This is a genomic window from Candidatus Accumulibacter vicinus, from assembly GCF_000584955.1.
In the GTDB taxonomy this organism is placed as follows: Bacteria; Pseudomonadota; Gammaproteobacteria; order Burkholderiales; family Rhodocyclaceae; genus Accumulibacter; species Accumulibacter vicinus.
This window is the reverse complement of the sequence record NZ_JDSS02000019.1, coordinates 21,587-45,919: the sequence shown is the minus strand read 5'-3', so window position 1 is coordinate 45,919 and position 24,333 is coordinate 21,587. Positions and strand designations below refer to the sequence as shown.

Here is a 24,333-nt window from a genome sequence, read left to right as displayed (position 1 = left end):
CATGCGTCCGCGCCGTCTGAAGAACGAAATCAATGTCGTCCCCTACATCGATGTCATGCTTGTGCTGCTGGTCATCTTCATGGTGACGGCACCGATGATGACCACCGCCAGCATCGACGTGCCGTCGGTCGGCAAGGCCGCGCAGCCGCCAGCCGAAGCGCTGCAGGTGATCGTCCGCGCCGACCGGACGCTGGCGCTGCTTGCTCCCGGCAAGTCCGAACGCCCTCTCAGCCGAAATGAGCTATCGGAAGCGATCGTCGCCGCGCAGCGCAACAACCCAGAGCAGGCGGTAGTCATTGCCGGTGACCGGAATGTCAGGTACCAGGCGGTGCTTGAGGTCATGGACGACCTGCAGCAGAAACAGGTCAAACGCATCGGCCTTCTCGTGCAACCCGCTGGCAAGTGAGCCACTGATCGGTGGAAGCTGTCGAAGTCCTCCAGCGGTCGCCGCAGGACGATCCGGCCAAATGGCCGTCGCTGGCCCTGTCCGCGACGGTTCATTTGCTGTTGATCGGCGCGCTGTTTCTGGGCGTGCAGTGGAAGAGTCAGCCGCCTGCCGCGGTCGAAGTCGAAGTCTGGCGTGCTGCACCGGCTCCGACTGTAGCCAGCCAGCCTGAGTCGAGAGTGGAGCCCCGGCCAGAGCCCAAAGCGGAGCCAAAACCGGAACCCAAACCGGAACCTAAGCCAGAACCTAAGCCGGTTGCCAAAGCAATCGTGAAACCGGAGCCCAAGCCCGTTGCCAAGGCAGTTGCAAAACCAGAACCGAAACCCGAGGTCAAGCCCCCCGTCAAACCGGAAATCCCCCTGAAGGAGGAGAAAAAGCCGAAGGAGCCGCCGAAGGAAGCCAAGGTCAAGGAAACCCTCAAGGAACCGAAGCCGACGGAAGCGCCCAAAGAACCCAAGGCGAAGGAAACGCCGCGGAAGGAAGAACCCAAGGTGAAGGAACAGTCCCGAAAGGAAGAACCGGCCCCGTCGAAAAAGGAAGAATCCAGGCCGAAGGAGCCGCCCAGGAAGGAAGAGCCAAAACAGAAGGAGACAAAGCCGGAGCCGGAGCGCCGCCCAAGTTTCGACGATGAACTGAAGCGGGAACAGAAACAATTGCAGCAGCAGAGGGCTGCCGAAGATCGACGTGCGCGCGCTGCCGAGGCCGACGCCGAGGCTCGCCAGCTCAAGCAACAGGCTGAGCTGGCGGCGGCAGAACATCGGCGTGGGCTGAACGAATACATCGACAAAGTGCGCGCCAAGATCCGCGGCAATATTTCCTTGCCACCCGGCATACAGGGCAATCCGGAAGCAGTGTTCGAGGTCACACAGCTTCCCTCCGGTGAAGTTCTTGATGTCAAGGTGCGCCGTTCGAGTGGCAATCCTGCGCTTGATGCAGCCGTTGAACGCGCGATCCACAAGTCGTCCCCGTTGCCCAAGCCTGCACAGGCGGATCTCTTCGAGCGGATCTTGAGGATTCCCTACCGGCCGCGTGACGACTAGGACACCAGAGTTCGACACTTTTTCACCTAAGTGATTGATTATCATAGGTTAAAGTGTTCTGTAGTGGCAAATTTAAAGCCTTAAATTTCAATAACTTATCTGCTATCCGTCGAACTCGGGGGGTTTATGCGTTTGGCACGCGAAAAGTGTCGAACTCGGGCTATCCGGAAGCGCTTAAGCGGGGGCAACCCCTCGTGTATCGTTTGCCCCCATTGCTGGCTTCGTAGATTAAGCAGGAAGTCACAGGCCCCCCCTCGTGATGAACCTGCCAAATGCTGATACCACCACCGGACAGAAAGACAATTTCGCCCGCAATATATGACCGATGATCAAGATCAAACCACTTGTACTGATTGTCAACAAGATCGGATAAGTCAAAGGGAATCACCAGGACCTCGCCCTCGCCCGTGCTCAGTCTCAACTCGGCCAGACCCGGATTCTTTCGCCTATAGGTACCGAACATAATACCGATGCGTTTCAGCGCAGATGGCCCATTTTTTTGTCTCTGATCGAGGCTCAACGCCAATGATCCACCGTTTGTCGCAGGCAAACTGGCTCGCATCTCAAACTTCGCCATCTCGGGCTGTTCGGCAGAAAGATAATATCTCATCAGCAACAAGCTGGTGGTGTTAAATGCAGAAAACAAAAACAAGGCGGCCAGCAGAAGCGGGCCGACAAAACGACGCGATTCGGCTCTTCTACCACCCTCAAGAGCATAAGCAACGAGCAGGGCAGGAACCATGAAATAACGACCTTGAACTCCTTTAATAATGCTTGCCGGGTGCACACTCCAGGACACAAGTAACGCAAAGAAAATCAGTAAAGATGCGCCGAACGCACAACATACCAGCAGCAATCTTGCCAACCATTCCTCATCAATGTATTTGAATGAGGTAGAAAAGATGGCTGTCAGGAAAACAAGGGCATAGAGGCCAGTGTAAACATCCTCCGGAAAAGGAGCATCCAGCCACCCGAGAATACCCAGGAAGGATTTCCCATAGAATCTCAACAGTTCCTCATCGGCGAGCGTTGCCAGCAACACCTTGAAAAAAGACAGGGGGTTCAGCAGGTAATGCTGAATTATTCCTGAAACAGGGAAGCCTGTAACGACTCTGATATCAACCGTGGTCTTAAAAGCGACAGCCAGCCACAGAACAATGGCGATCGAGGCTATGCTTCCAGCAATAAGGCCACTTTTCCTTCCGGTAAAAAAAACAGTACCAAAAATCAGAATCACCAATGGCAACAAATGTATTCTGCATGACACGACGACGATCACGCTGGCGGTCAAAACGTACAATAACCATGGTTTTGTTAACTCCTTATCAATCGCCATCCGCATGAATACGGAAATGACCAAGATCGCTCCAGCAGTGGATATGCCATCCAAACTGGCCGAAGAAAACTGAAAAAAACTCATCGGCAGGACGAGAAGTGCGGCCGCCAGAGGAGACGGGCGATGAATCATGAAAGCAATGGTCAGGATCAAGGAGGCGGACGCCAGAACGGCAAATCGCGCCAGTCGATAGGATCCATTAACCGAAAGGCCCAGCATCTCTCCGATGATCAAACCCATGGCCTGCGGGGCATAAATCAGTGGGAAATAATATCCGGTACCCGGAGCAGGACTGAACTCCTGGGCCCCCGTCCAGCGGATGTTATTTGCTTCATCGAGTTCGGCGGCAGAAAGCTTTCTATCCGGATCAAACGGCAGACGGCCATACGCGTTCATGTAGGCTGCCAGACCTGTATCAATCATGCCGCCCGATGATTTTCCTGTGGGCGTGTCGAGAATGACCCGGCCTCTCGTCAGAAAATAAGCGCGTTTGACATGATCAAACTCGTCCGGCGACTGAAATGGCGGGATGATCGCGGATAATAAAAAACATGCCAGAAATACAAGGACTGGAAACAGTGGCCATCCGGCATGTGTAGAGAAATTGAACATGCCATTGTTTATGATTCTCATGCCCTGACCGCAACAATGATTCCGATCATGATCAGAGCAACCCCAATGAAATATTGAGCCTGAAAGTGCTCGCCAAAAACAAAGTGGCTGCCGATCGGAACCAGAATGAAGGCGAGCGCCATCAGCGGATAGACTCTCCCGAGTTCTACTTTCTGTAAAATCCAGACCCAAACGATAGATGTAACTCCATAGATACACAGGGCAGCAAGCAGTGCGATGGCCGCTTTCGGTGAAAAAATGGAGCCACTGGCCGTTATTTCAGCAGCGCTCACCTTGAATAAGATTTGTCCAATCGCAAGGCCTACGACGCAGAGGAGCGCAATCACATATACCGTCATTACCCGCATGCCCGCTTGTTGACGATTGCATGAAATGCGAAGAATAAATTCAGATCGATCGATGGAACCGGAAATGGCCACCACGCTTCCTTGGCATCATTAAAATAATGACGTAAAAGCGCAACCAGGTTGTGGCAGGAGTTTACATGCTCTCTGGCCATGATATAGTCGTATGGGATCCCCTTTGCCATCGCTTGCTTGCGCGGCCCCAAATGCCTTCCCAATCGCCATGCCAGTCCGGGATCGGTGGGAATCAGGATCGACAGGACACCGCCAGGCTTGAGAACCCTGACCCACTCTTTCAGCGCGAGGTGTGGCTGGTAAATGTGTTCCAGGACATGTGTGGCCAGTAGCCTGTCAAAAGTATTATCTGAATAATCCAGATGGCTGCCTGTCTGCATTGCGTAGCGCAATTTTCCTGCATGCATTCCGGAAATTTTATTCATGGCTACTTCCAGGGTCTTGTGATCCTGATCAGAAAGGATGTACTCATCAAATCTGTGGCGAACGAAGTGAAGGTGTTCGCCAGTCCCTGCACCCACCTCGAGAATGCGACCAAAATATGTCTGCTCGTCAAATGCCTTTTCTACGAGTCTGTGACTAGCTCGCATGACTGAAGACTGAAGTGGGCTCGAATAGTTTGCATCGTCATAGACTGTTGAGAATCTTTCCCGGTATTCAATCCATTCCTTATCTTCACACGGCATCTTTGTATCCATTTTCATTGGCTCGAAAATGAAAATTTCTTCTTCTTAGATGAATTGGCTTGCTCGGGACCGATCTGATGTCGTGACTCAAGAAGGCCAGGATCAATTGCAAACCGACGATTACCGGCAAGGCTGAAAGCATTACGGTCCCTGCGGACGCAGCCAGACCCGAGTTTATGGAGGACATCCATTGAAAAGCGCCAAACAAACCTCCAAACAGAAACATGACTACCCCAAGTGGAAGCTCAATCGAGGCAATCGACATGCCTCTTAGATAATAGCAATAGAAAATTCTTTTCATCAAATTTATGAAATGCTTCACGAGAAACTCGCCAATGACTCTGGAGATCTTGAGATTGCTCACTTCATCCCCATATTTTGCATTCATCGGTATATCCATCACCACGGCACGCAGTGTATTGAGCCGGAACAGCATGTCGCTTTCAAAAAAATAACGGCGGCTTATTTTATCCAATGGCAATTGTCGAGCGACCTCCCGATGGATCGCCGTATAACCATTGGTTGGATCAAACAAATCCCAATACCCGGACGAAATTTTGGTCAGGAAGGACAGGGCTGCGTTACCAAGCAGGCGCATCTTTGGCATGGCCCCAAGTGCTTCAAGATAATAAAATCGATTTCCCTTGGTGTAATCGGCTTCGCCCTCCAGGATCGGAGAAATAAAACCGGGCATCAGCCGTGGGTCCATCTGGCCATCACCATCCAGCTTGACTATCACTTCCATGCCATCATCGATTGCCGCCAGGTAACCTGTGATCACTGCGCCACCCACACCTTGATTTTCATGGTGATGAATGACTAAAACACGATCGTCATTGCAGTTCTTTTCTACGAAATCACCGGATCCATCAGGACAGCAATCATCGACCACATAGATTCGGCTGACTTCCGGACCAATTGCGCTGATTACGCCAAGTATATTGTTCACTACCCTGTAACAGGGTATCACCACTGCAATTCTGGCGTTGATAAGCGCCATATGAGTTCGCCCACTTGTGGCGGAATCTTTCATGCCAAATGGAGAAGGTCTTTTGGACAGCTACAAGAAACCAATGTAGGCCCGAGTCAGAGGTTTCCCGAAAAACAGTGCCAGCATCCCCGCTATTGCCAGATAAGGGCCGAAGGGAATCGGTACGCTTCGGCCACGTTTGGTTACCACGATCAGGGTGATGCCGACCACGGCACCGAGCAGTGAAGAGAGCAAAATGGTCAACGGCAGCATCTGCCATCCGAGCCAGGCACCCAGGGCTGCAAGTAGCTTGAAATCACCGTAGCCCATGCCTTCCTTGCTGGTTGTCAGCTTGAACGTCCAGTAAACCAACCACAGTGAGAGATAACCAGCGACCGCACCGATCACTGCCGATGACAGGTCGACGAAGGTACCGAACAGATTGAACAGCAAACCAGTCCAGAGCAAGGGCAAAGTAATCGAGTCCGGCAATAACTGGCTATCCATATCGATACCGGTCAGCGCGAGCAGGCTCCAAATCAGCAGCATCGCACCAGCCGCAGCCCAACCATAGCCAAAATGAAATGCGGCAAAAGCACATAACAGGCTGCTGGCCATCTCGACCAGCGGGTAACGCAAGGATATCGGCGCATGACAAGCCGAACAGCGACCACGCAGGAACAGCCAGCTCAAGATCGGCACATTCTCAAGGGCAGTTATCGCATGCCCACAGGCCGGGCAACGCGAGCCTGGCTTGACCAGCGAGAGCATTTCAATGTCTGCAGGCTTTTCGCCCCTGAGTTCTGCGCAATGGATGCGCCATTCGCACTCCATCATTTTGGGCAAACGAAGAATGACGACATTGAGAAAGCTGCCAACCAGCAATCCAAGGATGCCACAGATGAAAATGAACAGTGTCGGTTCCAGTTCGGCAGTCAATGCAGAAAGCATTATCCGACGACAGCCCCGAGTTTGAAGATTGGCAGATACATGGCGATCACCATCCCGCCGATCAATACCCCGAGAACGACCATGATCATCGGTTCCATGAGGCTGGATAGCGCTTCGACCGCGTCGTCCACCTCTGCTTCAAAGAAATCGGCGACTTTACCGAGCATTGAATCGAGTGCGCCGGACTCCTCGCCAATTGCCACCATCTGGTTCACCATGTTCGGAAAGAGTTCGCTGCTCTGCATTGCTGAGGTGAGACTGGTGCCGATACTCACCTCGCTCTGGATCTTCCGGGTCGCCACCTTGTAGACATAGTTGCCGGCAGCACCGCCAACCGAGTCGAGCGATTCGACCAGCGGGACGCCCGCCGCGAACATGGTTGCCAGCGTGCGCGTCCAGCGGGCGATGACCGACTTGCGAATGATGTCACCAAAAACAGGGATGCGCAGGAACATGCGGTCGAAGGCGATCTGCATCATTTCCGATCGCTTCAATGTGTAGAAAAAGGCAAAGATCGAGCCGCCGATGCCTCCGAAGATCGCCCACCACCAAGCAATGACAAAATCCGACATGGCGATTACCATCAGCGTGGGCGCCGGGAGGTCGGCACCGAAACTCTTGAAGACCTCCTTGAATGCGGGAATCACGAAAATCATGATCACGACGGTAATAATGAAGGCGACGAAGATGATGGCCACCGGATAAAACAGGGCGGACTTGATTTTTGCCTTGATGGCGAGCATTTTTTCCTTGTAGGTGGCGAGTCGATCAAGCAAGGTTTCGAGAATACCCGCCTGCTCTCCAGCAGCTACCAGGTTGCAGTACAAGGGATCAAATTGCAGGGGATATTTCCGGAAGGCTTGCGAGAGCGAACTACCTGTTTCGACATCCGACTTGATATCCAGCAGCAGCTTGCCGACGGCCGGATTGTCGTGGCCCCGACCGACGATATCGAAAGTCTGGAGCAGCGGCACCCCGGCTCTCATCATCGTCGCCAGCTGGCGGGTAAACAACGCGATATCCTTCTCGGAGATCTTCTGTCCGCCCCTGAAGCGTTGCCGAGATATCTTGCTGACCAGAATCCCCTGCCGCCGCAGAGTCGCCTGAACCACAGTCTGGCTGGAAGCACGTTGTTCGCCACGGACGACTTTGCCGAGCCTGTTTTTCCCCTCCCAGAGAAATACATGTTCCTTGACCTCCGTCGTGATCTTCCTGGTGGGTTTTGCTGCGGTCGCCATGGCTACCTCTTTTTCAAACGTTGGTACTGCCGAGAACCTCATCAAGGGAAGTCAGCCCTTGCATGACCTTCAGCAAACCGGAACGACGCAGATCATTGACGCCTTCCTTGCGGGCCTGGATCGCAATATCCAGCTCGGTTCCATTAGCCATGATGATGCGCTGAATCGCTTCCGTCACCGGCATGACTTCGTAGAGGCCGACGCGTCCCTTGTAACCGCTGCCCTTGCAGAGTTCGCATTCCCCCGGGCCGTACAAGGTCCAGCTTCCATCAATATCGCTTTCCAGAAATCCGGCATTGAGTAGTGTCTCGATCGGCGTATCGAGAGGTCGCTTGCAGGTACAAAGCCGACGAACCAGCCGCTGCGCAGTGATCAGCAGAATGCTTGCGGCCAGATTGAAAGTCGGAATGCCCATGTTCATCAGACGGGTCAGGGTTGCCGGAGCATCATTGGTGTGCAGGGTCGACAGAACCATATGCCCGGTTTGCGCTGCCTTGATCGCAATCTCTGCAGTTTCGATGTCACGAATTTCGCCCACCATGATGATGTCCGGGTCCTGACGGAGAAAAGCCTTGAGGGCTACCGGAAAGCTCAACCCGGCCTTGTCGTCGACGTTCACCTGATTGATTCCCGGCAAAGGGATTTCAGCAGGGTCCTCGGCTGTCGAGATGTTGACCCCTGGTCTGTTGAGAATATTGAGACAGGTGTACAGCGAGACCGTTTTCCCTGAACCCGTGGGCCCGGTCACCAGAATCATGCCGTAAGGGCGATGGATGGCGTCAAGCAATATCGCTCTCTGCTCGGGCTCATACCCCAGGGCATCAATTCCCATGCTGGCACTGGCCGGGTCCAGAATCCGCAAGACGATCTTCTCGCCGTACATCGTCGGCAAGGTACTGACCCGGAAGTCGATCGATCGATGCTTCGAAAGCACCAACCGCATGCGGCCGTCCTGGGGAACACGCTTCTCGGCAATGTTCAGGCGTGAAATCACCTTGATACGGGAGGCAATCTTGTCCTTGATGACCAGAGGCGGAGCGGCAACTTCCCGCAAGATGCCGTCAGTGCGAAAGCGGATGCGGTAGTTTTTCTCGTAGGGTTCGAAGTGAATGTCCGAGGCGCCATCGTTGATCGCGTCGAGCATCATTTTTTGTATGAACCTGACGACCGGAGCATCATCAACTTCAAGATTTGCAACCTCTTCCTTTTCCTGGCTTTGCTCGTCGGTGAACTCGAGATTGAGGTCATCGTTACTAAAACCCTTCAAGGCATCTTCGGTCGATTCGGATATCCTCGCGACCAGCGGAATGAGCTTGTTTTCCTCAACGATGACCGGGTCGACCGTTAACCCGGTCTGAAAGCGTATCTCGTCAAGCGCACGCAGATTGGTTGGATCAGCGATCGCAACTGCCAGGCGATTGCCGCGCTTGTGCAGTGGCACGACTTGGTGAGCCGTGATCAGCTTTCGGTCAATCGCATTTTTCTGGATGTTCGAGTCGTCAAAGGCAGCCAGGTCGAGCAGCGGAAAACCAAACTTGTCTGACGAAAAACGTGCCAATTCAAGGAAGCTTGCCTTCTTCGCGGCCACCAGTTGTTCGATCAGCGAAGTCTTCTTGGCAATGGCTTGCTCAAGCAGAGACTCTGCCTCTACTTCCTTGAGTCGGCCAGCTTGTACAAGCGCACGGGCAAGCCCGCTCAGCTGGGATTGTTGCGGATTGGCTGCCATTATTCGCGATAGGACTTTACAAGGCTTGTTAAACTGTCAGATCCCGGTTATACCGAACTGGCCCAACCTGATAATGCATTGGCGGCGCGTGTTTGTAAAGAAGCGTTCCGAGTCCTTACTTGTTGGCTGCGTCCACCACGACCAAGGCGGTCATGTTCACTATCCGGCGAACGGTTGACGTGGGCCCAAGTACATGCACCGGACGCGCGGCACCGAGCAGGATCGGGCCGACCGCCATACCATCACTGCCGATCATCTTGAGCAGGTTGAAAGAGATGTTGGCTGCGTCCAGGTTTGGCATCACCAGCACATTGGCCTCTCCGGTCAGCGGCGATTGGGGATCAAACTGCTTGCGTATCTCCGCTGAAAGTGCACTGTCGCCACGCATTTCCCCGTCGACTTCCAGATCCGGCGCCTTGGCACGCACAATCGCGACTGCCTCGGCCACCTTACGGGCTGAAACAGTCTGCGACGAGCCAAAGTTGGAATGCGACAGCATCGCCAGCTTGGGACGGATCTTGAAGCGGCGAACTTCTTCCACAGCCATGAAGGCAATTTCAGCCAGTTGTTCGGCGTCGGGATTCTCGTTGACATGGGTGTCGCAGATGAACATGGCGCGACCAGGAAGCAAGAGATGCGCCATTGCTGCCATCGTCTTGCAACCCGGCGCTTTGCCGATGATCTCGTCAACATGTCGCAGGTGATGCAAGAAACGGCCAGTCAGGCCGCAGATCATTCCATCGGCGTAACCAAGCCTGAGCAGCATGGCGCCGATGATCGTGTTATCGCTGCGCAAGCGTGTCTTGGCAATGTCGATCGTCACGCCTTGGCGCTTCCTGAGCTGATGATAGGCCGTCCAGCATTCTTTATAGCGATGGTCACTGTTCGGATCGACGACATCGAAATCCGTACCGACACGCAATTTCGAGCCAATCCTTTCCAGTCGCGTCACAATCACGCTCGGGCGCCCAATCAATATGGGGCGGGTCAGCCCTTCATCAAGAATGATCTGCACAGCGCGCAACAGGCGCTCATCTTCGCCATCGGGATAGACAATGCGGGTCCTTCGCCCCCGCTTGGCGGCCGAGAACACCGCGCGCATGCCTACCCCCGTCTGGTAAACGAATTCCTTGAGCTTTTCCCGGTAAGCAGGCATATCGGCAATTGGCCTGGTCGCCACACCGGAATCCATCGCTGCCTGCGCCACAGCCGGCGCAATGATGGTGATCAGGCGCGGATCGAAGGGCTTTGGGATCAGATAATCCGGGCCAAACGCCAGTTCCTCGCCAGGATAGGCCATTGCCACTTCGGCACTCACCTCTTCCTCGGCCATCGCCGCCAGTGCCTTGACACAGGCCATCTTCATGTGTTCGTTGATGCATGTTGCGCCGACATCGAGTGCGCCGCGAAAAATGAACGGAAAACACAGCACATTGTTGACCTGGTTGGCGTAGTCCGAACGACCGGTTGCAATGATCACGTCGGGACGGACCTCGCGGGCCAGTTCGGGCATGATTTCCGGGATTGGGTTGGCAAGGGCGAAAACGATCGGCTGCTTGGCCATGCGGGTGAGCATCTCCGGTTCGAGCGCGCCCGCAGCAGAAAGTCCAAGGAAGACATCTGCACCATCAATTGCCTCGTAGAGTGTGCGCGCCTCGGTGGTGCGTGCATACGCCGCTTTCGTCGGTTCCATGTTTGCGTCACGTCCGGCGTAGATCACTCCTTTCGAGTCGCATACGGTGACGTTCTCACGACGAACACCCAGTTCACACCAGAGATTGAGACAGGAGATCGCGGCAGCGCCCGCGCCGGAGCAAACGACTTTCACTTCGTCAATCGCCTTGCCGGCCACCTTGAGTGCATTCATGATCGCAGCCGATGAAATGATTGCCGTACCGTGCTGATCGTCATGAAAGACCGGGATCGACATCCTTTCCTTGAGCTTGGCCTCGATGTAGAAGCACTCTGGAGCCTTGATGTCTTCGAGATTGATGCCGCCCAGCGTTGGCTCCATTGCAGCAATCAAGTCGATCAGCTTGTCCGGGTCGCTCTCGCTGAGTTCAATGTCAAAAACGTCAATTCCGGCGAACTTCTTGAACAGACAGCCCTTGCCTTCCATGACCGGTTTGGCTGCCAGAGGGCCGATATTACCCAGGCCGAGCACGGCAGTACCGTTGGTAATGACGCCCACCAGGTTGGCTCGCGAAGTGTACAAACTGACCGCCGCCGGGTCATCAACGATGGCATGGCAAGCATAAGCAACTCCTGGAGAATAGGCGAGAGCCAGATCGAGCTGATTACTCAAGCCCTTGGTGGGCTGTACAGCGATCTTGCCCGGAGTCGGGTAACGGTGATATTCAAGGGCGGCCTCGCAAAGACCAGCCTGACGGGGATCATTTTCCATGTTGCCTCCTGACGCAGCGTTCGTCGACGTAAAAGCGCATTACTTTAGCCGACTCATTCGATTTACACAAAACTGATGTGATTTGCAATGGCGATGCCGACCGGTTTTGCATGCCAGTGTTCGCCAGCGACAACACGACGTGCAAGCGCAGCGGCTGTCGCCGGGGTAAAATGATGGACGCACGCGCAGCCAACTTACCATGGGGTTATTTCTGCAGCTGCGGCTTGCGTTTGACTTGAATGGGAGATGATGAATGGGCCAAACCGCCACCAGTAACCTTCGCACCGTTGCTCTCGTCGGCCACGGTGCCGCCGGCAAGACAACGCTTGCCGAAAGCCTGCTCGCCGCAGCCGGCGCAATCAGCAGCCGGGGCGCCGTTGAAAAAGGCAGCACGGTTTGCGATTTTGATGCGCAAGAAAAAGAGTTTGGCTACTCGCTGAATTCAGCGCTGGCGAGTTTTACTTGGCAAGGCGTCCTGGTTCATTTGCTCGATACGCCGGGATTTCCCGACTTCGCTGGACAGGCGATTGCCGCGCTCGCTGCCGTGGACACGGCCCTGGTGGTCATCAGTGCGCAAAACGGCATCGAACTCTCAAGCGAACGCATGATGAAGCTGGCCGCAGCTCGCGGTGTTTGCCGGATGATCGTGATCAACAAAATCGACGCGGAGAACATCAACCTTCCGGCGCTGGTCGGCGAAATCCGTGATCGCTTCGGTCGTGAATGCATGTTGCTTGACCTGCCGGCGAAACAGGGGAGTGAAGTCGTCGAACTGCTCGGCCATGACGATGGCGAAAGCGATTTCGAATCGGTGGCAGCAGCACACCGTGCGCTGATCGACCAGATCGTCGAGGAAGACGAGGATCTGCTGGCAAAATACCTGGACGAAGGGGTCGATCCGACTCCGGATGAATTGCACCTGCCCTTTGAGAAGGCACTGCGCGCAGGCCACCTGATTCCGATTCTCTTTGTTTCGGCAAAGACTGGAGCCGGAATCCCGCAATTGCTCGACGTTCTCGCCAGACTCGCGCCTAATCCGGCAGAGGGTAACCCACCGCCTTTTTATCGCGGCGAGCCCGGCGGATCAGCCGAGCCCTTCGCGGCCGATCCCGATCCGCAGAAGCATGTACTGGCGCACGTCTTCAAGGTTGTCAGCGACCCGTTCATCGGCAAGGTCGGGGTGATCCGCGTCCATCAGGGGACGATCCGGAAGGATTCACAGCTCTTTGTCGGCGACGGCAAGCGTCCGTTCAAGGTCGGCCACATCTATCGCCTGCAGGGGAAGGATTATGTCGAGGTCGAAACGCTGGTACCTGGTGACCTGGGTGCAATTGCCAAGGTCGAGGAACTCGAATTCGACTGCGTATTGCATGACTCACACGACGAAGACCATATTCATCTGCGGCCACTCGAGTTCCCGCTACCGATGCACGGCCTGGCCGTTCATGCACGGCGCAAGGCCGACGAGCAGCGGCTGTTCGAGATCCTGCACAAACTCGAGGTCGAGGACCCCTGCTTCAGGATAGAACGTCATCCAACGACCAACGAGACGGTGATTCGCGGTCTCGGTGAAATGCATCTGCGCGCCAAGCTGACGCGCCTGGCTCAGCAGTACAAGCTGGAACTCGACACCAAACCGCCACAGATTGCCTATCGTGAAGCCGTTACCGGGTCGGCTGAAGGGCACTGCCGGCACAAGAAGCAGAGTGGGGGCGCGGGCCAATTCGGCGAAGTGATGTTACGGGTCGAGCCGCTCGAACGGGGCGCCGGCTTCGAGTTCGTCGATATCGTCAAAGGCGGCGTGATTCCCGGGGTCTTCATGGCGGCAGTCGAGAAAGGTGTTCGTCAGGCACTGGCTGACGGCGTCGTTGCCGGCTTCCCGGTGGAGGATCTGCGCGTTACCGTGCATGATGGCAAGTCACATCCGGTCGACGGCAAGGACATCGCCTTTTTCATGGCCGCCAAGAAAGCGACCGTCGAGGCAATTCGTGCCGCCAAGCCGATCATCCTCGAACCGGTCGTCGACATCGAAATCCTGGCGCCGGAGGCGCTCACCGGTGACGTGACCGGCGACCTCTCCAGCAAACGCGGTCACCTCACCGGCACTCAACCGCGGGGCCCAGGGATCATGGCGATTACCGGTCAGGCACCGTTGGCCGAACTTGAAGGCTACCAGTCGCGTCTCAAGTCACTGACCGGCGGACAGGGTTCGTACAGCATCGCCTTCTCGCACTACGCACAGGTACCGCCGGCAACACAGCAACATCTGGCGGCACAGCACAAGGTGGTCGAGGAGGAATAAGCGCGACGACCAGGACGGACAGCGTCGTCGTGGGGAAGGTCTTCAAGATCTCCAACTGGTTCATTCCTCTAGCGCGACGCCTGCTCTACGCCTGGGTACGGACCTCGGTTTTTCCTGAGAATCTGCAGGCTTTGGGCCTTGACCCGGCGATACCGGTCTGTTACGTCCTTCAGGACAGGCATCTCTCGAACCTGCTGGTCCTTGTCGAGGAATCGCGACGAGCCGGTTTGCCGCGCGCCGATGTACCGATGGTGCTGGGCGGGCAACGGCTGCTTCGCTCATTCTTCTTCCTCAACCGTGACCGCAGCCTGGCCGGCAGAGCACGCGACGGCGCCAATTACTCCGCCTTGCTGGCCAGCCTGATACGCCAAACGGTCGCCGACCAGACGCTCGACGTTCAGTTGGTGCCGGTACTCATCCTCTGGGGACGCAGTCCTGACACACAGGATTCGGTCCTCAAGGCGCTGTTCTCGGAAACCTGGCGTCCGCCTGGCGCATGGCGGCAATTGCTGGCGATTCTGCTGCACGGTCGCAATGTCCTGGTGCGCTATAACACACCCATTTTGCTGCGCAATCTCCTGCAGGGGGGACTGGATGAGGAGCAGGCACTACGCAAGCTGTCGCGCATCTTGCGGGTGCACTTTCGCCGCCAGCGCCAGATGGCCATCGGGCCCGACCTCTCGCATCGCAACACCCAGGTGGATGCGGTGCTTGCCGGCGAGCAGGTCCGCGCGGCGATCATGAGCGAAGCCGAAACACAGGGAATCCCGCTCGTCGAGGCCAAAGCAAGGGCCGTCAACTTCGCGCTGGAGATCGCCTCCGACTACTCCTATGGAGTTCTGCGCGCCCTGGAACTCTTTCTGTCCTGGCTGTGGACCCGCCTTTACGACGGCATTCAGCTGCATCACTTTGACGTCGTCACCCGCATCGCCTCCGGGCACGAAATCGTATACGTCCCCTGCCACCGCAGCCACATCGATTACCTGCTTCTGTCCTACATCATCGTCCGCCAGGGGTTGACGCCGCCGCATATCGCCGCCGGTGCCAACCTGAATCTGCCGATCGTCGGATCGCTGCTACGCCGCGGCGGCGCCTTCTTCCTGCGCCGCAGCTTCAAAGGTGAACCACTGTATGCTGCGGTATTCCACGAATACCTGCACCTGATGCTGGCACGAGGCTTCCCGATCGAGTACTTCATCGAAGGCGGGCGCAGCCGCAGTGGCAGGATGTTGACACCCAAGGCAGGCATCCTTGGCATGACCGTGCAAAGCTTCATCCGGGAACACGCACGACCGTTGGTATTCGTTCCGGTATACATCGGTTACGAAAAACTGATGGAGGGTCGGACCTACCTCGGAGAACTGGCGGGCAAACCCAAGCAACGTGAAACATTGCTTGGCATCCTGAAAAGTGTGCGCAGCATCCAGCGGGTATTTGGCCAGGTGCATGTAAACATTGGTGAACCGCTGCCTCTGGCTGGTTTTCTTGATGCCCACCACCCGGGCTGGAGCGAGGAAGGCGCCGCCAGTCAATCATTATGGGCGCGCGCCGCCACGCGCAACGCGGCAGCCGAACTCGCCAAACGGATCAACGAGGCGGCCGTGCTCAATCCGATCAACCTGATCGCCCTCGCACTGCTGGCGACACCCAAACATACCGCCGACGAGCACGCCTTGCAGCGGATGATCGAGCACTACCAGGCGCTCGCCAGAGAGGCCCCGTACGCGCCGACGACCATTGCCTGCGGACTGGCGGCGCAACCAATCGTGGCCTACGCCGAGCGACTGGCCGTCGTCGAACGTTTCGCTGATCCGCTGGGAGATCTGATCCGGGTATGCAAAGAACAGGCCCCCCTGCTCGCCTATTTTCGCAACAATGTCCTGCACCTGTTTGCCTTGCCGGCAGTGCTCGCCTGCCTGCTGAGCCACAACCGCCGCCTCGATAGTGCTCGCGTGGCAAAGGCAGTGACCGGCATTTGCGCCCTGATGCGAGCAGAACTGTTTCTTCGCTGGCCTCTCGACAAACTGGCGAGAGCTACCGAAGAGGTCATTGGCGTGCTCGTCAGGCGCGGTCTTCTGGGTCGCTCGGACGTGTCGGGAAGGCTTGTCGCACCGGAGCCCATCAGTCAGGAATTTGCCGAACTACACCTGCTCGGCGAAACCATCCGCCCATTGCTGGAACGTCACTTCCTTACGCTGTCGCTGCTGCAGCGACACGGGACGGGTCAATTGACCCGCCAGGCACTCGAAAATCACTGCCATCTGCTGGCGCAACGGCTCTCCCTGCTCTATCAGTTCAATACCCCGGAGTTTCCTGAAAAGGCGACCTTCTCTGCCTTCATAGCCAACCTGATCGAAGCGGAATTCCTGCGCGAGGATGACCACGGACTGCTACATTTTGATGAGCGACTGATGACGCCCCTGGCCCATTCCGAACTCGTCCTCTCGGTCGAGGCCCGGCAAGCCATCCGGCGCATTGCTGGTGCTGGCGTGGCCAGTTGATGCGCCGCGCATGCCGTTCGCGACCTCCTGCACATCGGCGCAACACGATCCTCAGCCACGCGCGCCATAACCTCGCCTGGCTGCCTGCGCAAGGCGTTCCTTCTCGGCAAGAACCTTGTTGGCATAGCCCGTGTCAGGATCTTCGGGCGCGCCACCATAGTGCTGCAGGCCGGCAGTCAGGCCGCCACGCCAACGGATCGCCTCCTCCAGAACATGCACGCCGACCTGGATATTGGTCACCGGATCGAGAAACGGCTGCAGCCCAGCGCCTTGCGGTATCTTGTCAAGGTGATAACCCGGGATCACCTGCATCAGGCCTTTGGCACCACTCGCGCTTTCGGCAAAGGGGTTGAAGCGCGACTCGATACCAATGATGGCAATGATCAGCAGAGGATCAAGGCGACGTTCCCGGCCAACCGCCTGCGCCGCCTCGAAGATCGGGACCAGCGCTTCCGGCGCCACCCGGTAGCGTCGCGAAACGAAATCCAGAACGCGTTGCAGGTACAGCGGCAACTCTTCTGCCGCGGGCTTGAGGGCTTCTTCCGTTTCGGGTACTTCGACGGTGTTCGCAGACTCGGCAGCGTACTGGCTGTCTGCGACGGCGTTGTCGGCAACCGAAGGCTTGAAGGTGCCCAATGCGACCATCAGCCCAACGATGATCAGACTATGCTGAATCAAACTCAAAGTGGCGTCGATACGACGCCCCTTGATATTTCCAAGTGCGATTGTTGCGGACATGCTCTCTCCTTCACTGAGTTCGTCGCGCCAAGAAACAGCTCGACGACGGACGGTTACAGGCGGGTGCAAAGCCTCGAATACTGGGGGACACTTCCCCTGAGGCCGGAACTCTGTGCGCTTTGATGGACGGCGGACAGAGCGGCGAGGATGCAGCTGTCTAGCTGCAATGCGTTCATTTTCTACTGCGGAAAACGCAGTCTATTGATAAGTATGAATTTTGTCAACCGGCTTTGAAACTGCACACGGGTAACACTCGTTCCAGCAACGCTAACAATGCCATTCGGATGCCGTGGACATAAACCTTGACGACCTGTCCCGGGATCACCAGAGAACCTTATAATGCCGTTCAGAAGCGCTGCCAACGTTGCCATGCACGGAAATTTCCCGATCACCGAGCCCTCGTGGACATTGCCCTATTACTCTTTCTGATCCTGCTCAACGGCATCCTGGCGATGTCGGAAATCGCGGTCGTCTCTGCGCGCCAGTCACGCCTGCTGAAGCTGGCTGACGACGGTAATATGGGCGCGCGCTCAGCCCTCTCATTGCATCACGAGCCCTCGATTTTTCTCTCCACCGTTCAGGTCGGCATCACCACGGTGGGTATTCTCAGTGGCGCCATCGGCGAGGCCACCTTGGCCATTCCGCTCGCCGCATGGCTGGAAACATGGCCAGTCCTCGCGGACCACGCCAGCACGATCGCTCTGACGCTGGTCGTCACCGTGCTGACCTATTTCTCGGTCGTGGTCGGCGAACTGGTTCCCAAACGCCTCGGCCTGTTGGCCCCGGAGCGTATCGCTGCGCTGATTGCGCCACCAATGAACCTGCTCTCGCGACTGGCGCGTCCGCTGGTCTGGCTGCTCGCTTCGTCATCCAACCTGCTCCTGCGTCTGCTAGGAGCGCGCCACACGCAGGAGTCCTCGGTGAGCAACGACGAGATCAAGGTCCTGATGAGCCAGGGCGCCAAGGCCGGCGTCTTCCACGCAAGCGAACAAGCCATCGTCGCCAATGTGTTGCGACTCGACGAACAGCACATCGGCGCGATCATGACCCCGCGCAAGGATATCTACCTGCTCGACCTGAACGCGAGCGAAGCGGAAATTCGCCAGCGACTCGCCGACAGCCCCTACAAGCGGATTGTCGCCTGCCGCGACGGTCTGGAGAATGTGATTGGCATTCTGCGCACCAACGACCTCCTCAAGGGCGCCCTCTTTGGCGAGCCACTCGCGGTTGAGCCATTTGTCCGGCCGGCGCTGTATGTGCCCGCCAGCGTCACGACCACCCAACTGCTCGAAACCTTCCGCCGCGCGCGCCAGCAGTGCGCGCTGATGATCGACGAATACGGCGACCTGCAGGGTCTGGTCACCCTCAGCGACGTACTGGCTTCGATCGTCGGCGATCTCCCGAGTTGGGATACTACCGAGGAACAGGAGATCGTCACCCGCACCGATGGTTCATGGCTGGCTGACGGCAGCGTCACCGTCGAACGCTTGAAAACGATTCTCCAGATCAATGCCGAGCTGCCAGGCGAAGAGGAGAACGCCTTCAACACACTGGGTGGCTTCATCATGTATGTGCTCGGTCGCATTCCGGTGGCAGCGGATCACTTCGAATGGGCCGAATGGCATTTCGAAGTAGTCGATATGGATCGCAATCGAGTGGACAAGGTGCTGGTTGCGCGCAGGCGGTGCGTCAGCGAGGCGACGGTCAATGCCAGCGAATGATTGCTCCGGCTGCTGTCATGAAACAAAATAAGCCGTCGGGTCGTCAACCCCGGCTGCAGCAAAACCAGCTCGTCGCAATCGGCAAGAATCGCAAACGCCGCAGGCACGTCCGTCCTGGTCGGCCTGGTAACATGAAACCGTCAGGCCATAGTCAACACCCAGTTCGTTGCCCCGAGCAATGATCTCGGCCTTGCCAAAATTCAGCAGCGGCGCGTGCATGCGCAGTGTTGCACCTTCGACGGCAGCCTTGGTGGCGAGATTGGCCATGCTTTCGAAAGCTGCAATGTACTCCGGCCGGCAATCGGGGTAACCCGAGTAGTCGACCGCGTTGACGCCGATGAAAATATCGCGGCTACCCAGCACCTCGGCCCAGGCCAGGGCCAGCGAAAGCATGACGGTGTTGCGTGCCGGTACGTAAGTGACAGGAATTCCCGGCTGCAGGCCAGCGACGGGAACAGCGATGCTGGCGTCGGTCAGCGCCGACCCCCCGAAGTCTTCCAGCCGAAGGCGCAATACCCGATGCTCACAAGCCCCGAGTGCGCCGGCAACCGCCGCTGCCGCCCGCAGCTCGACACGATGACGCTGACCATAGTCAACCGACAGGCAATAGCACGCGAAACCGCTCGCACGGGCGATCGCCAGCGTGGTCGCCGAATCGAGTCCGCCAGAGAGGAGAACGACTGCCCGCTTGCCGGGAACTGGGAGTGGTCTGTTCATGGCCTGGTCAATACGACGCAGGTCCAGGTCTACCCGGCAAGCAGCACCGCCAGCTCCCGCTGCAGCAGGTCGGCATTGCCAAGGTTGAGTTCGACCAGGCGACGCAGGTGGGTAACGCTATCGATGTCGATGATCTGGCACACCAAGCCGGCCTGTCTGCCTTCGAGATGAGCGACGGTGGTCTGCATGCGAATCCGATTGCCCATTTCATCGAGGGGCAGGTCCAGGTCGGCAGCCTCTCCCATCGCCAGATCGGCCGCATCCGGCAGATGCAGCAGCGCGCCCTTCAAGGAAAGGTCCAGCACCTGCACCTCAAACGCCCGCTTGCCCAGCAGCAGTTGCGCGGGTGATGCAAAGGAGATTCGGGAATACTGGCGGCGTTCTTCGCTCACGGCACGGGCCTCTCTCAAGTTACCTGCCTCGCATCTTACCCCAAAGCACTTTGTGGAGTTGCAACTGAAAACGCACCGGTAGCCGATCGGTGAGTATCCAGTCCGCCAGCGTCGTCGCCGCGAGTTCCCCTTCGACAGGTGAAAGGAGGACCGGACAGAGCGCAGCAAGCTGGCGGTCGACGATCAACTGGCGTGCCCACTCGTAATCGGCACGGTCCTTGAGAACCAGCTTGAGTTCGTCGTTGGCGGTCAGCAGCGCCAGGTTCTGCCAGCGATTGCGGTGACATTCCCCGGAACCCGGCGCCTTGAGATCAACGATTCGTGAAACCCGTCGATCGACGCCACCGATGTCGAGCGCACCGGACGTTTCCAGCGACACCGTATGGCCGGCATCGCTCAACTCGCTCAACAGCGGCAGACACGCTGGCTGTGCGAGCGGCTCACCGCCGGTCACGCAAACGTGGGGTACCGCGTGATGCGCCACCTCGGCAAGAATTTCCGGCAGGGACATGGTCTGGCCACCGCTGAAGGCGTAGGGAGTATCGCACCAGACACAACGTAACGGGCAACCGGTCAGGCGGATAAAAACCGACGGCAACCCAACACGCGAACTTTCACCTTGCAGGGACAGAAAGATTTCGCTGATCTTCAGCGCAAACGGTCGGGCAGAGGCCTTCACCAGCCTACTTCTTCAGGCGTTGCCTGGCGGTAGTGGCGGCGGTGCTGTCTGGATACTTGGCGACCAGCGTGTCGAGCGTCATCTTTGCAGCCTTGGCGTCGGCAAGTTCCTGCTGGCAGGTCGCCACGTTGAGCAGCGCGTCCGGCGCCTTGGGATGAGCAGGCCATTTACTGGCCACTAGCCGGTGCGCATCAATCGCCTTCTTGCAGTCACGCAGCGAGTAATGGGCATTGCCAAGCCAGTACTGGGCGCTAGGGGTCAGCGTACTGTCCGGATGTGCCTTGGCAAAAGATTCGAAGGCGGCGGCGGCTTCCTTGACCTTGTTGGCCCGAAACAGGTTGAGAGCCGCCTCGTATTCGCGCGTCTCGGCAGCCGGATCGCTGACTGCTTTTCTGGGGGGGTCAACCGGCGGCTTGCCATCGTCCGCAGATCTTGCCTCGGCACTTTGTGCGACCTGTGGTTCGAGCTTGCGCAGGCGACCGTCGAGGTCGACGTAGAAGTCCTGTTGCCGCTTTCTGGCCGAATCGAGTTCATAGGTCAGCGTCTCGACCTGGCCACGCAGACGCGAGTTCTCTTCGCGCAAGGCCTGGATCTGATTGGCCAGCTCGATCTGTCCCTTGGCGAAAGTATCGAGGCGCTCGTTGGTCTTGATCGAGATGTCCTTGATCTGACGACGTGCTTCTTCATCATCGAAGAGCCCGGCATGCGCATAGCGCGCTCCGAATACGCATGGCACGCCAAACAACAGGGTCAGCATCAGAACGTGGGTTCGACCGGAGCATCGCCGCATCGACATTCCCGACATGCTAGAACTCGCCGTTGTAGAGCATGTCGCCGCGCCGGTTCTCGGCCCAGGCACTCTCGTGATGACCCTCGTTCTTCGGCTTCTCTTCGCCCAGGCTGACCGATTCGAGTTGCTCCTCGCGGGCGCCGAGCAAGGCCATCATCTTCCTGATCGCGTCGGCGCGTTTCTGACCTAGCGCCAAGTTGTACTCGCGACTGCCTCGCTCGTCGGTATTTCCCTGGATCAGCATCTTGAACTGGCGGTTTTCGGTCAGAAACTTGGCGTGTGCGGTCACCAGATCCTTGTACTCGGTCTTGACTTCGTAGCTGTCGTAGTCAAAGTACACGCTACGCTTCGACAGAATGCTCTTCGGATCGGTGAGGACCGCCGGCAAGCCACGGCTATCGACACCGCCGGTCGTCACCGTTGTCACGCCTGGTCCGCCTCCGCGTGTCTCGACGGGCGCCCCGGCAGCCTGCTCACCACTCTCGGGAGTCGAACTGCAGGCGGCTATCAGGAGGGCCAGAACGGCCGGGATGACGATTGGTTTCATGGGGTTACTCCTGCACAAGAGGCTAAAGTGAAAATCGTGATTCATTTGTTGAAGGGACCCCACGCCGGTTCGCGAACATCACCCGCCGTAATGGAAAGACGTTGCTTGATACGGCCATCGATCGAAACTGCCGAGAGCACTCCGCGACCGCCCATCTCGGTGGCAATCAGGATCATCCGGCCGTTCGGGGAAAAAGTCGGTGATTCATCCTTGTGCGAGTCGGTCAGGATCTGCACCTGCCGGCTGGCAAGGTCCATCACCGAAAGACGGAACCCCCCCTCACGCCGACTGATGAACGCCATCGACTTGCCGTCAGGGGAAAGACGCGGCGTCACATTGTAACTGCCTTCGAAGCTCACTCTCTGGGCTTCGCCACCGCCGACACCAATCCGGTAAATCTGCGGGCTGCCACCACGATCCGAGGTGAAATAGACAAATTGCCCGTCAGGCGAGAAATTGGGCTCGGTATCGATCGCGTTGCTGTTCGTCAGACGCTGTGCACCAGAGCCATCGGCGTTGACGGTAAAGATCTGCGAGCCGCCGTCCTTGCTCAGCACCACCGCCAGCTTGCGGCCATCAGGCGACCACGCCGGCGCCGAGTTGGAACCCTTGAAGTTGGCGACGACGACCCGCTTGCCTGAAGCCAGCGAATGAACGTAGACCACCGGCTTCTTGTTTTCAAAGGAAACATAGGCCAGACGGCCCCCGTCTGGCGACCAGGAAGGCGAGATGATCGGTTCCTTGGAGATCAGCGCCACTTGCGCATTCTGGCCATCCGCATCGGCGATATGCAGCTCGTAGCGTACGGCGCTGACCCTGAGCACATAAGCGACACGCGTGGAGAAAACGCCAGGCTCTCCGGTCAGTTTTTCGTAGATCATGTCGGCGATGCGATGACCGGCAGCACGCAGCATGGCCTTTGAGGTCACAAAAGCGGAGCCGCCGAGAACGGCCTGCTTGTTGACGTCGTAAAGGCGGAACCGTGCTTCCTGTCGGCCATCGTCACTGCTGCCGATACTGCCGGCAGCCAATGCGTCGGCACCACGGCTTTTCCATTCCGGGTAAGCCGGGTTGGACGTCTCGGTCATGGCCACCCCCCCGGTGTCAATCATCTTGAACACGCCGCTCCGTTCGAGGTCGCCACGCACCACCGAAGTCACCACTCGCGAGGCGTTCGCCTCGCCGCCAAAATCGGCGATGGCCACCGGGATACGGTTGGCGCCGGCACCCGTGATCTCGATGGTCAGTTGGGCGTGTGCAGGAGGCTGCAGAAAGGCCAGTGCGCTGACGGCAAGCAGGCCCATCCGGTGCAGTTTGAGTCCGATTCCAGACATAGTACAGTCCAATACAGAATGCGCGATTATATCGCCTCTGAATGCTCTTGATTTGTAACCAAACGTGATCTCGGCAATTCTCATTTTGGCTGAATGCCCGGTGCTATGCCGGAATGGGTGGAGAACGTCACCGTTGAGCCCCCGGTGTGGTTTTTGATCGCTGACGTGGAGACCACCCTTTGAGAACTGCTGGCCGTGGCCATCACGGCCCCAGAAGCGATCCATGTAAAATACGCCTCCCAGCACGCTCCATCTGCATCGCCAGCCGCGCTACAGGCGTAGAGAGGCATCCACCCAGCGAAAACGACCATGAAACTACACGAGCAATTGAATCTTCTGACGGTAGACGAGCTGAAGCAGAGACGCGACCTGACACCCAGCGGCGACCGCTCGACGCGCAAGGCGGAGATCATCGAGGCGCTCGCCCAGTATCTTCTGGCCGGGGATCTGGGCAGCGTCTGGCAGCGCCTCTCCGCACTGGACATCGACGCCATCGCCGAGGCGGTCCACCACTGGGGAGGGCGCTTCGACCCGGTGCGCTTCCGGCTCAGGTACGGCAAGATCCCCGAGTACTTCGTGCGGCGCAGCTATATTTCCTGGGGCAGGCCAAAGGTCGAACAACCCAGCGTCCTCAAGCTCTTCTTCTACCATGGCGAGATCCCCGAGGACCTGCTGCCGCGTCTGGCCGGGCTGGCGCCGCGGCCGGCCGAGCTGGCGATCACCACCCTGAGCGACGATGAGCTACCGACCACCGTTGCGTCGCATGCGGCGGCCGGCGCATCCGAGCCGCTGCGCCTCGTCGCCACCGAGGCGCTGGGGCGACA

General features: G+C 57.6%; 21 protein-coding genes. 6 read left to right on the top strand and 15 right to left on the bottom strand.

The genetic code is table 11. The features are described from left to right. Position 1 precedes the first annotated feature (1 nt). A complete protein-coding gene (tolR, locus tag CAPSK01_RS06580) occupies positions 2–406 on the top strand; it encodes a protein TolR (RefSeq protein ID WP_034924218.1) in 405 nt (134 codons plus the stop codon). Positions 407–417: 11 nt separating this feature from the next. Continuing rightward, on the top strand, positions 418–1,485 hold the full coding sequence (gene tolA / locus CAPSK01_RS06575; protein WP_034924217.1) for a cell envelope integrity protein TolA: 1,068 nt from the start codon (positions 418–420) through the stop codon (positions 1,483–1,485). Positions 1,486–1,645: 160 nt separating this feature from the next. Here tolA and CAPSK01_RS06570 read toward each other — a convergent pair whose 3' ends face one another. From CAPSK01_RS06570 to CAPSK01_RS06535, 8 genes are all read right to left on the bottom strand, one after another. Next, positions 1,646–3,433, bottom strand: coding sequence for a DUF2142 domain-containing protein (locus CAPSK01_RS06570; RefSeq protein WP_273703215.1), 1,788 nt, complete (start codon positions 3,431–3,433; stop codon positions 1,646–1,648). Positions 3,434–3,450: 17 nt separating this feature from the next. Further along, positions 3,451–3,792 (bottom strand): EamA family transporter, encoded by a 342-nt coding sequence (locus CAPSK01_RS06565; RefSeq protein ID WP_034924215.1) that lies wholly within the window; start codon positions 3,790–3,792, stop codon positions 3,451–3,453. Beyond that, entirely contained in the window at positions 3,792–4,511 is a 720-nt protein-coding gene (locus CAPSK01_RS06560) for a class I SAM-dependent methyltransferase (protein ID WP_273703214.1), read from the bottom strand. Before CAPSK01_RS06560 ends, CAPSK01_RS06565 begins: the two co-directional genes overlap by 1 nt. Further along, complete coding sequence (locus CAPSK01_RS06555; RefSeq protein ID WP_034924207.1) at positions 4,489–5,499, bottom strand: glycosyltransferase family 2 protein; 1,011 nt, start codon at positions 5,497–5,499, stop codon at positions 4,489–4,491. Before CAPSK01_RS06555 ends, CAPSK01_RS06560 begins: the two co-directional genes overlap by 23 nt. 60 nt (positions 5,500–5,559) lie before the next feature. Then, entirely contained in the window at positions 5,560–6,420 is an 861-nt protein-coding gene (locus tag CAPSK01_RS06550; protein WP_034924205.1) for an A24 family peptidase, read from the bottom strand. Continuing rightward, entirely contained in the window at positions 6,420–7,658 is a 1,239-nt protein-coding gene (locus tag CAPSK01_RS06545; RefSeq protein WP_034924203.1) for a type II secretion system F family protein, read from the bottom strand. Before CAPSK01_RS06545 ends, CAPSK01_RS06550 begins: the two co-directional genes overlap by 1 nt. A gap of 13 nt (positions 7,659–7,671) precedes the next feature. After that, entirely contained in the window at positions 7,672–9,384 is a 1,713-nt protein-coding gene (pilB, locus tag CAPSK01_RS06540; RefSeq protein ID WP_034924201.1) for a type IV-A pilus assembly ATPase PilB, read from the bottom strand. 115 nt (positions 9,385–9,499) lie between these two features. Beyond that, positions 9,500–11,788, bottom strand: coding sequence for an NADP-dependent malic enzyme (locus CAPSK01_RS06535; protein WP_034924197.1), 2,289 nt, complete (start codon positions 11,786–11,788; stop codon positions 9,500–9,502). A gap of 253 nt (positions 11,789–12,041) precedes the next feature. Between CAPSK01_RS06535 and fusA the strand changes: the two genes are divergently transcribed. Both fusA and plsB read left to right on the top strand, forming a co-directional pair. Then, a complete protein-coding gene (gene fusA / locus CAPSK01_RS06530) occupies positions 12,042–14,090 on the top strand; it encodes an elongation factor G (RefSeq protein WP_034924195.1) in 2,049 nt (682 codons plus the stop codon). A gap of 29 nt (positions 14,091–14,119) precedes the next feature. After that, complete coding sequence (plsB, locus tag CAPSK01_RS06525) at positions 14,120–16,591, top strand: glycerol-3-phosphate 1-O-acyltransferase PlsB (RefSeq protein WP_273703213.1); 2,472 nt, start codon at positions 14,120–14,122, stop codon at positions 16,589–16,591. Positions 16,592–16,642: 51 nt separating this feature from the next. Here plsB and CAPSK01_RS06520 read toward each other — a convergent pair whose 3' ends face one another. Beyond that, positions 16,643–17,329 carry a transglycosylase SLT domain-containing protein gene (locus tag CAPSK01_RS06520; protein ID WP_034924192.1) on the bottom strand — a complete coding sequence of 229 codons (687 nt, stop codon included), beginning with the start codon at positions 17,327–17,329 and terminating at the stop codon, positions 16,643–16,645. 401 nt (positions 17,330–17,730) lie between these two features. Here CAPSK01_RS06520 and CAPSK01_RS06515 point away from each other — a divergent pair, with 401 nt between their 5' ends. Further along, positions 17,731–19,050 (top strand): hemolysin family protein, encoded by a 1,320-nt coding sequence (locus CAPSK01_RS06515; protein ID WP_034924190.1) that lies wholly within the window; start codon positions 17,731–17,733, stop codon positions 19,048–19,050. A 15-nt stretch (positions 19,051–19,065) separates the two neighbouring features. Here the strand turns inward: CAPSK01_RS06515 and queC are convergent, their stop codons facing one another. The 6 genes from queC to tolB are packed head-to-tail and all read right to left on the bottom strand — an operon-like array spanning position 19,066 to position 23,479. Then, entirely contained in the window at positions 19,066–19,767 is a 702-nt protein-coding gene (gene queC, locus CAPSK01_RS06510) for a 7-cyano-7-deazaguanine synthase QueC (protein WP_034924177.1), read from the bottom strand. Positions 19,768–19,796: 29 nt separating this feature from the next. Beyond that, positions 19,797–20,159, bottom strand: a complete 363-nt coding sequence (locus CAPSK01_RS06505) for a PilZ domain-containing protein (RefSeq protein WP_034924175.1) — start codon at positions 20,157–20,159, stop codon at positions 19,797–19,799. A gap of 19 nt (positions 20,160–20,178) precedes the next feature. Next, on the bottom strand, positions 20,179–20,838 hold the full coding sequence (queE, locus tag CAPSK01_RS06500; protein ID WP_273703212.1) for a 7-carboxy-7-deazaguanine synthase QueE: 660 nt from the start codon (positions 20,836–20,838) through the stop codon (positions 20,179–20,181). A 4-nt stretch (positions 20,839–20,842) separates the two neighbouring features. Continuing rightward, on the bottom strand, positions 20,843–21,595 hold the full coding sequence (gene ybgF, locus CAPSK01_RS06495) for a tol-pal system protein YbgF (RefSeq protein ID WP_273703211.1): 753 nt from the start codon (positions 21,593–21,595) through the stop codon (positions 20,843–20,845). Between the two features lie 49 nt (positions 21,596–21,644). Further along, positions 21,645–22,175 (bottom strand): peptidoglycan-associated lipoprotein Pal, encoded by a 531-nt coding sequence (gene pal, locus CAPSK01_RS06490; protein ID WP_034924165.1) that lies wholly within the window; start codon positions 22,173–22,175, stop codon positions 21,645–21,647. A 41-nt stretch (positions 22,176–22,216) separates the two neighbouring features. Further along, positions 22,217–23,479: a Tol-Pal system beta propeller repeat protein TolB gene (tolB, locus tag CAPSK01_RS06485; protein WP_273703323.1), complete on the bottom strand. Its 1,263-nt coding sequence runs from the start codon at positions 23,477–23,479 to the stop codon at positions 22,217–22,219. 339 nt (positions 23,480–23,818) lie between these two features. Between tolB and CAPSK01_RS06480 the strand changes: the two genes are divergently transcribed. Next, the coding region (locus CAPSK01_RS06480) for an SAP domain-containing protein (RefSeq protein WP_273703210.1) at positions 23,819–24,333 on the top strand (515 nt) is incomplete at its 3' end.

Bases quoted from the DNA above. Each gene is read 5' to 3' on its own strand.
- CAPSK01_RS06535 (WP_034924197.1), bottom strand. From the start codon at position 11,788: ATGGAAAATGATCCCCGTCAGGCTGGTCTTTGCGAGGCCGCCCTTGAA.
- ybgF (WP_273703211.1), bottom strand. From the start codon at position 21,595: ATGCTGACCCTGTTGTTTGGCGTGCCATGCGTATTCGGAGCGCGCTAT.
- tolB (WP_273703323.1), bottom strand. From the start codon at position 23,479: ATGGGCCTGCTTGCCGTCAGCGCACTGGCCTTTCTGCAGCCTCCTGCA.
- CAPSK01_RS06550 (WP_034924205.1), bottom strand. From the start codon at position 6,420: ATGCTTTCTGCATTGACTGCCGAACTGGAACCGACACTGTTCATTTTC.
- CAPSK01_RS06545 (WP_034924203.1), bottom strand. From the start codon at position 7,658: ATGGCGACCGCAGCAAAACCCACCAGGAAGATCACGACGGAGGTCAAG.
- tolR (WP_034924218.1), top strand. From the start codon at position 2: ATGCGTCCGCGCCGTCTGAAGAACGAAATCAATGTCGTCCCCTACATC.
- CAPSK01_RS06555 (WP_034924207.1), bottom strand. From the start codon at position 5,499: ATGGCGCTTATCAACGCCAGAATTGCAGTGGTGATACCCTGTTACAGG.
- fusA (WP_034924195.1), top strand. From the start codon at position 12,042: ATGGGCCAAACCGCCACCAGTAACCTTCGCACCGTTGCTCTCGTCGGC.
- pilB (WP_034924201.1), bottom strand. From the start codon at position 9,384: ATGGCAGCCAATCCGCAACAATCCCAGCTGAGCGGGCTTGCCCGTGCG.
- CAPSK01_RS06570 (WP_273703215.1), bottom strand. From the start codon at position 3,433: ATGTTCAATTTCTCTACACATGCCGGATGGCCACTGTTTCCAGTCCTT.
- CAPSK01_RS06560 (WP_273703214.1), bottom strand. From the start codon at position 4,511: ATGGATACAAAGATGCCGTGTGAAGATAAGGAATGGATTGAATACCGG.
- queC (WP_034924177.1), bottom strand. From the start codon at position 19,767: ATGAACAGACCACTCCCAGTTCCCGGCAAGCGGGCAGTCGTTCTCCTC.
- CAPSK01_RS06565 (WP_034924215.1), bottom strand. From the start codon at position 3,792: ATGACGGTATATGTGATTGCGCTCCTCTGCGTCGTAGGCCTTGCGATT.
- CAPSK01_RS06520 (WP_034924192.1), bottom strand. From the start codon at position 17,329: ATGTCCGCAACAATCGCACTTGGAAATATCAAGGGGCGTCGTATCGAC.
- pal (WP_034924165.1), bottom strand. From the start codon at position 22,175: ATGAAACCAATCGTCATCCCGGCCGTTCTGGCCCTCCTGATAGCCGCC.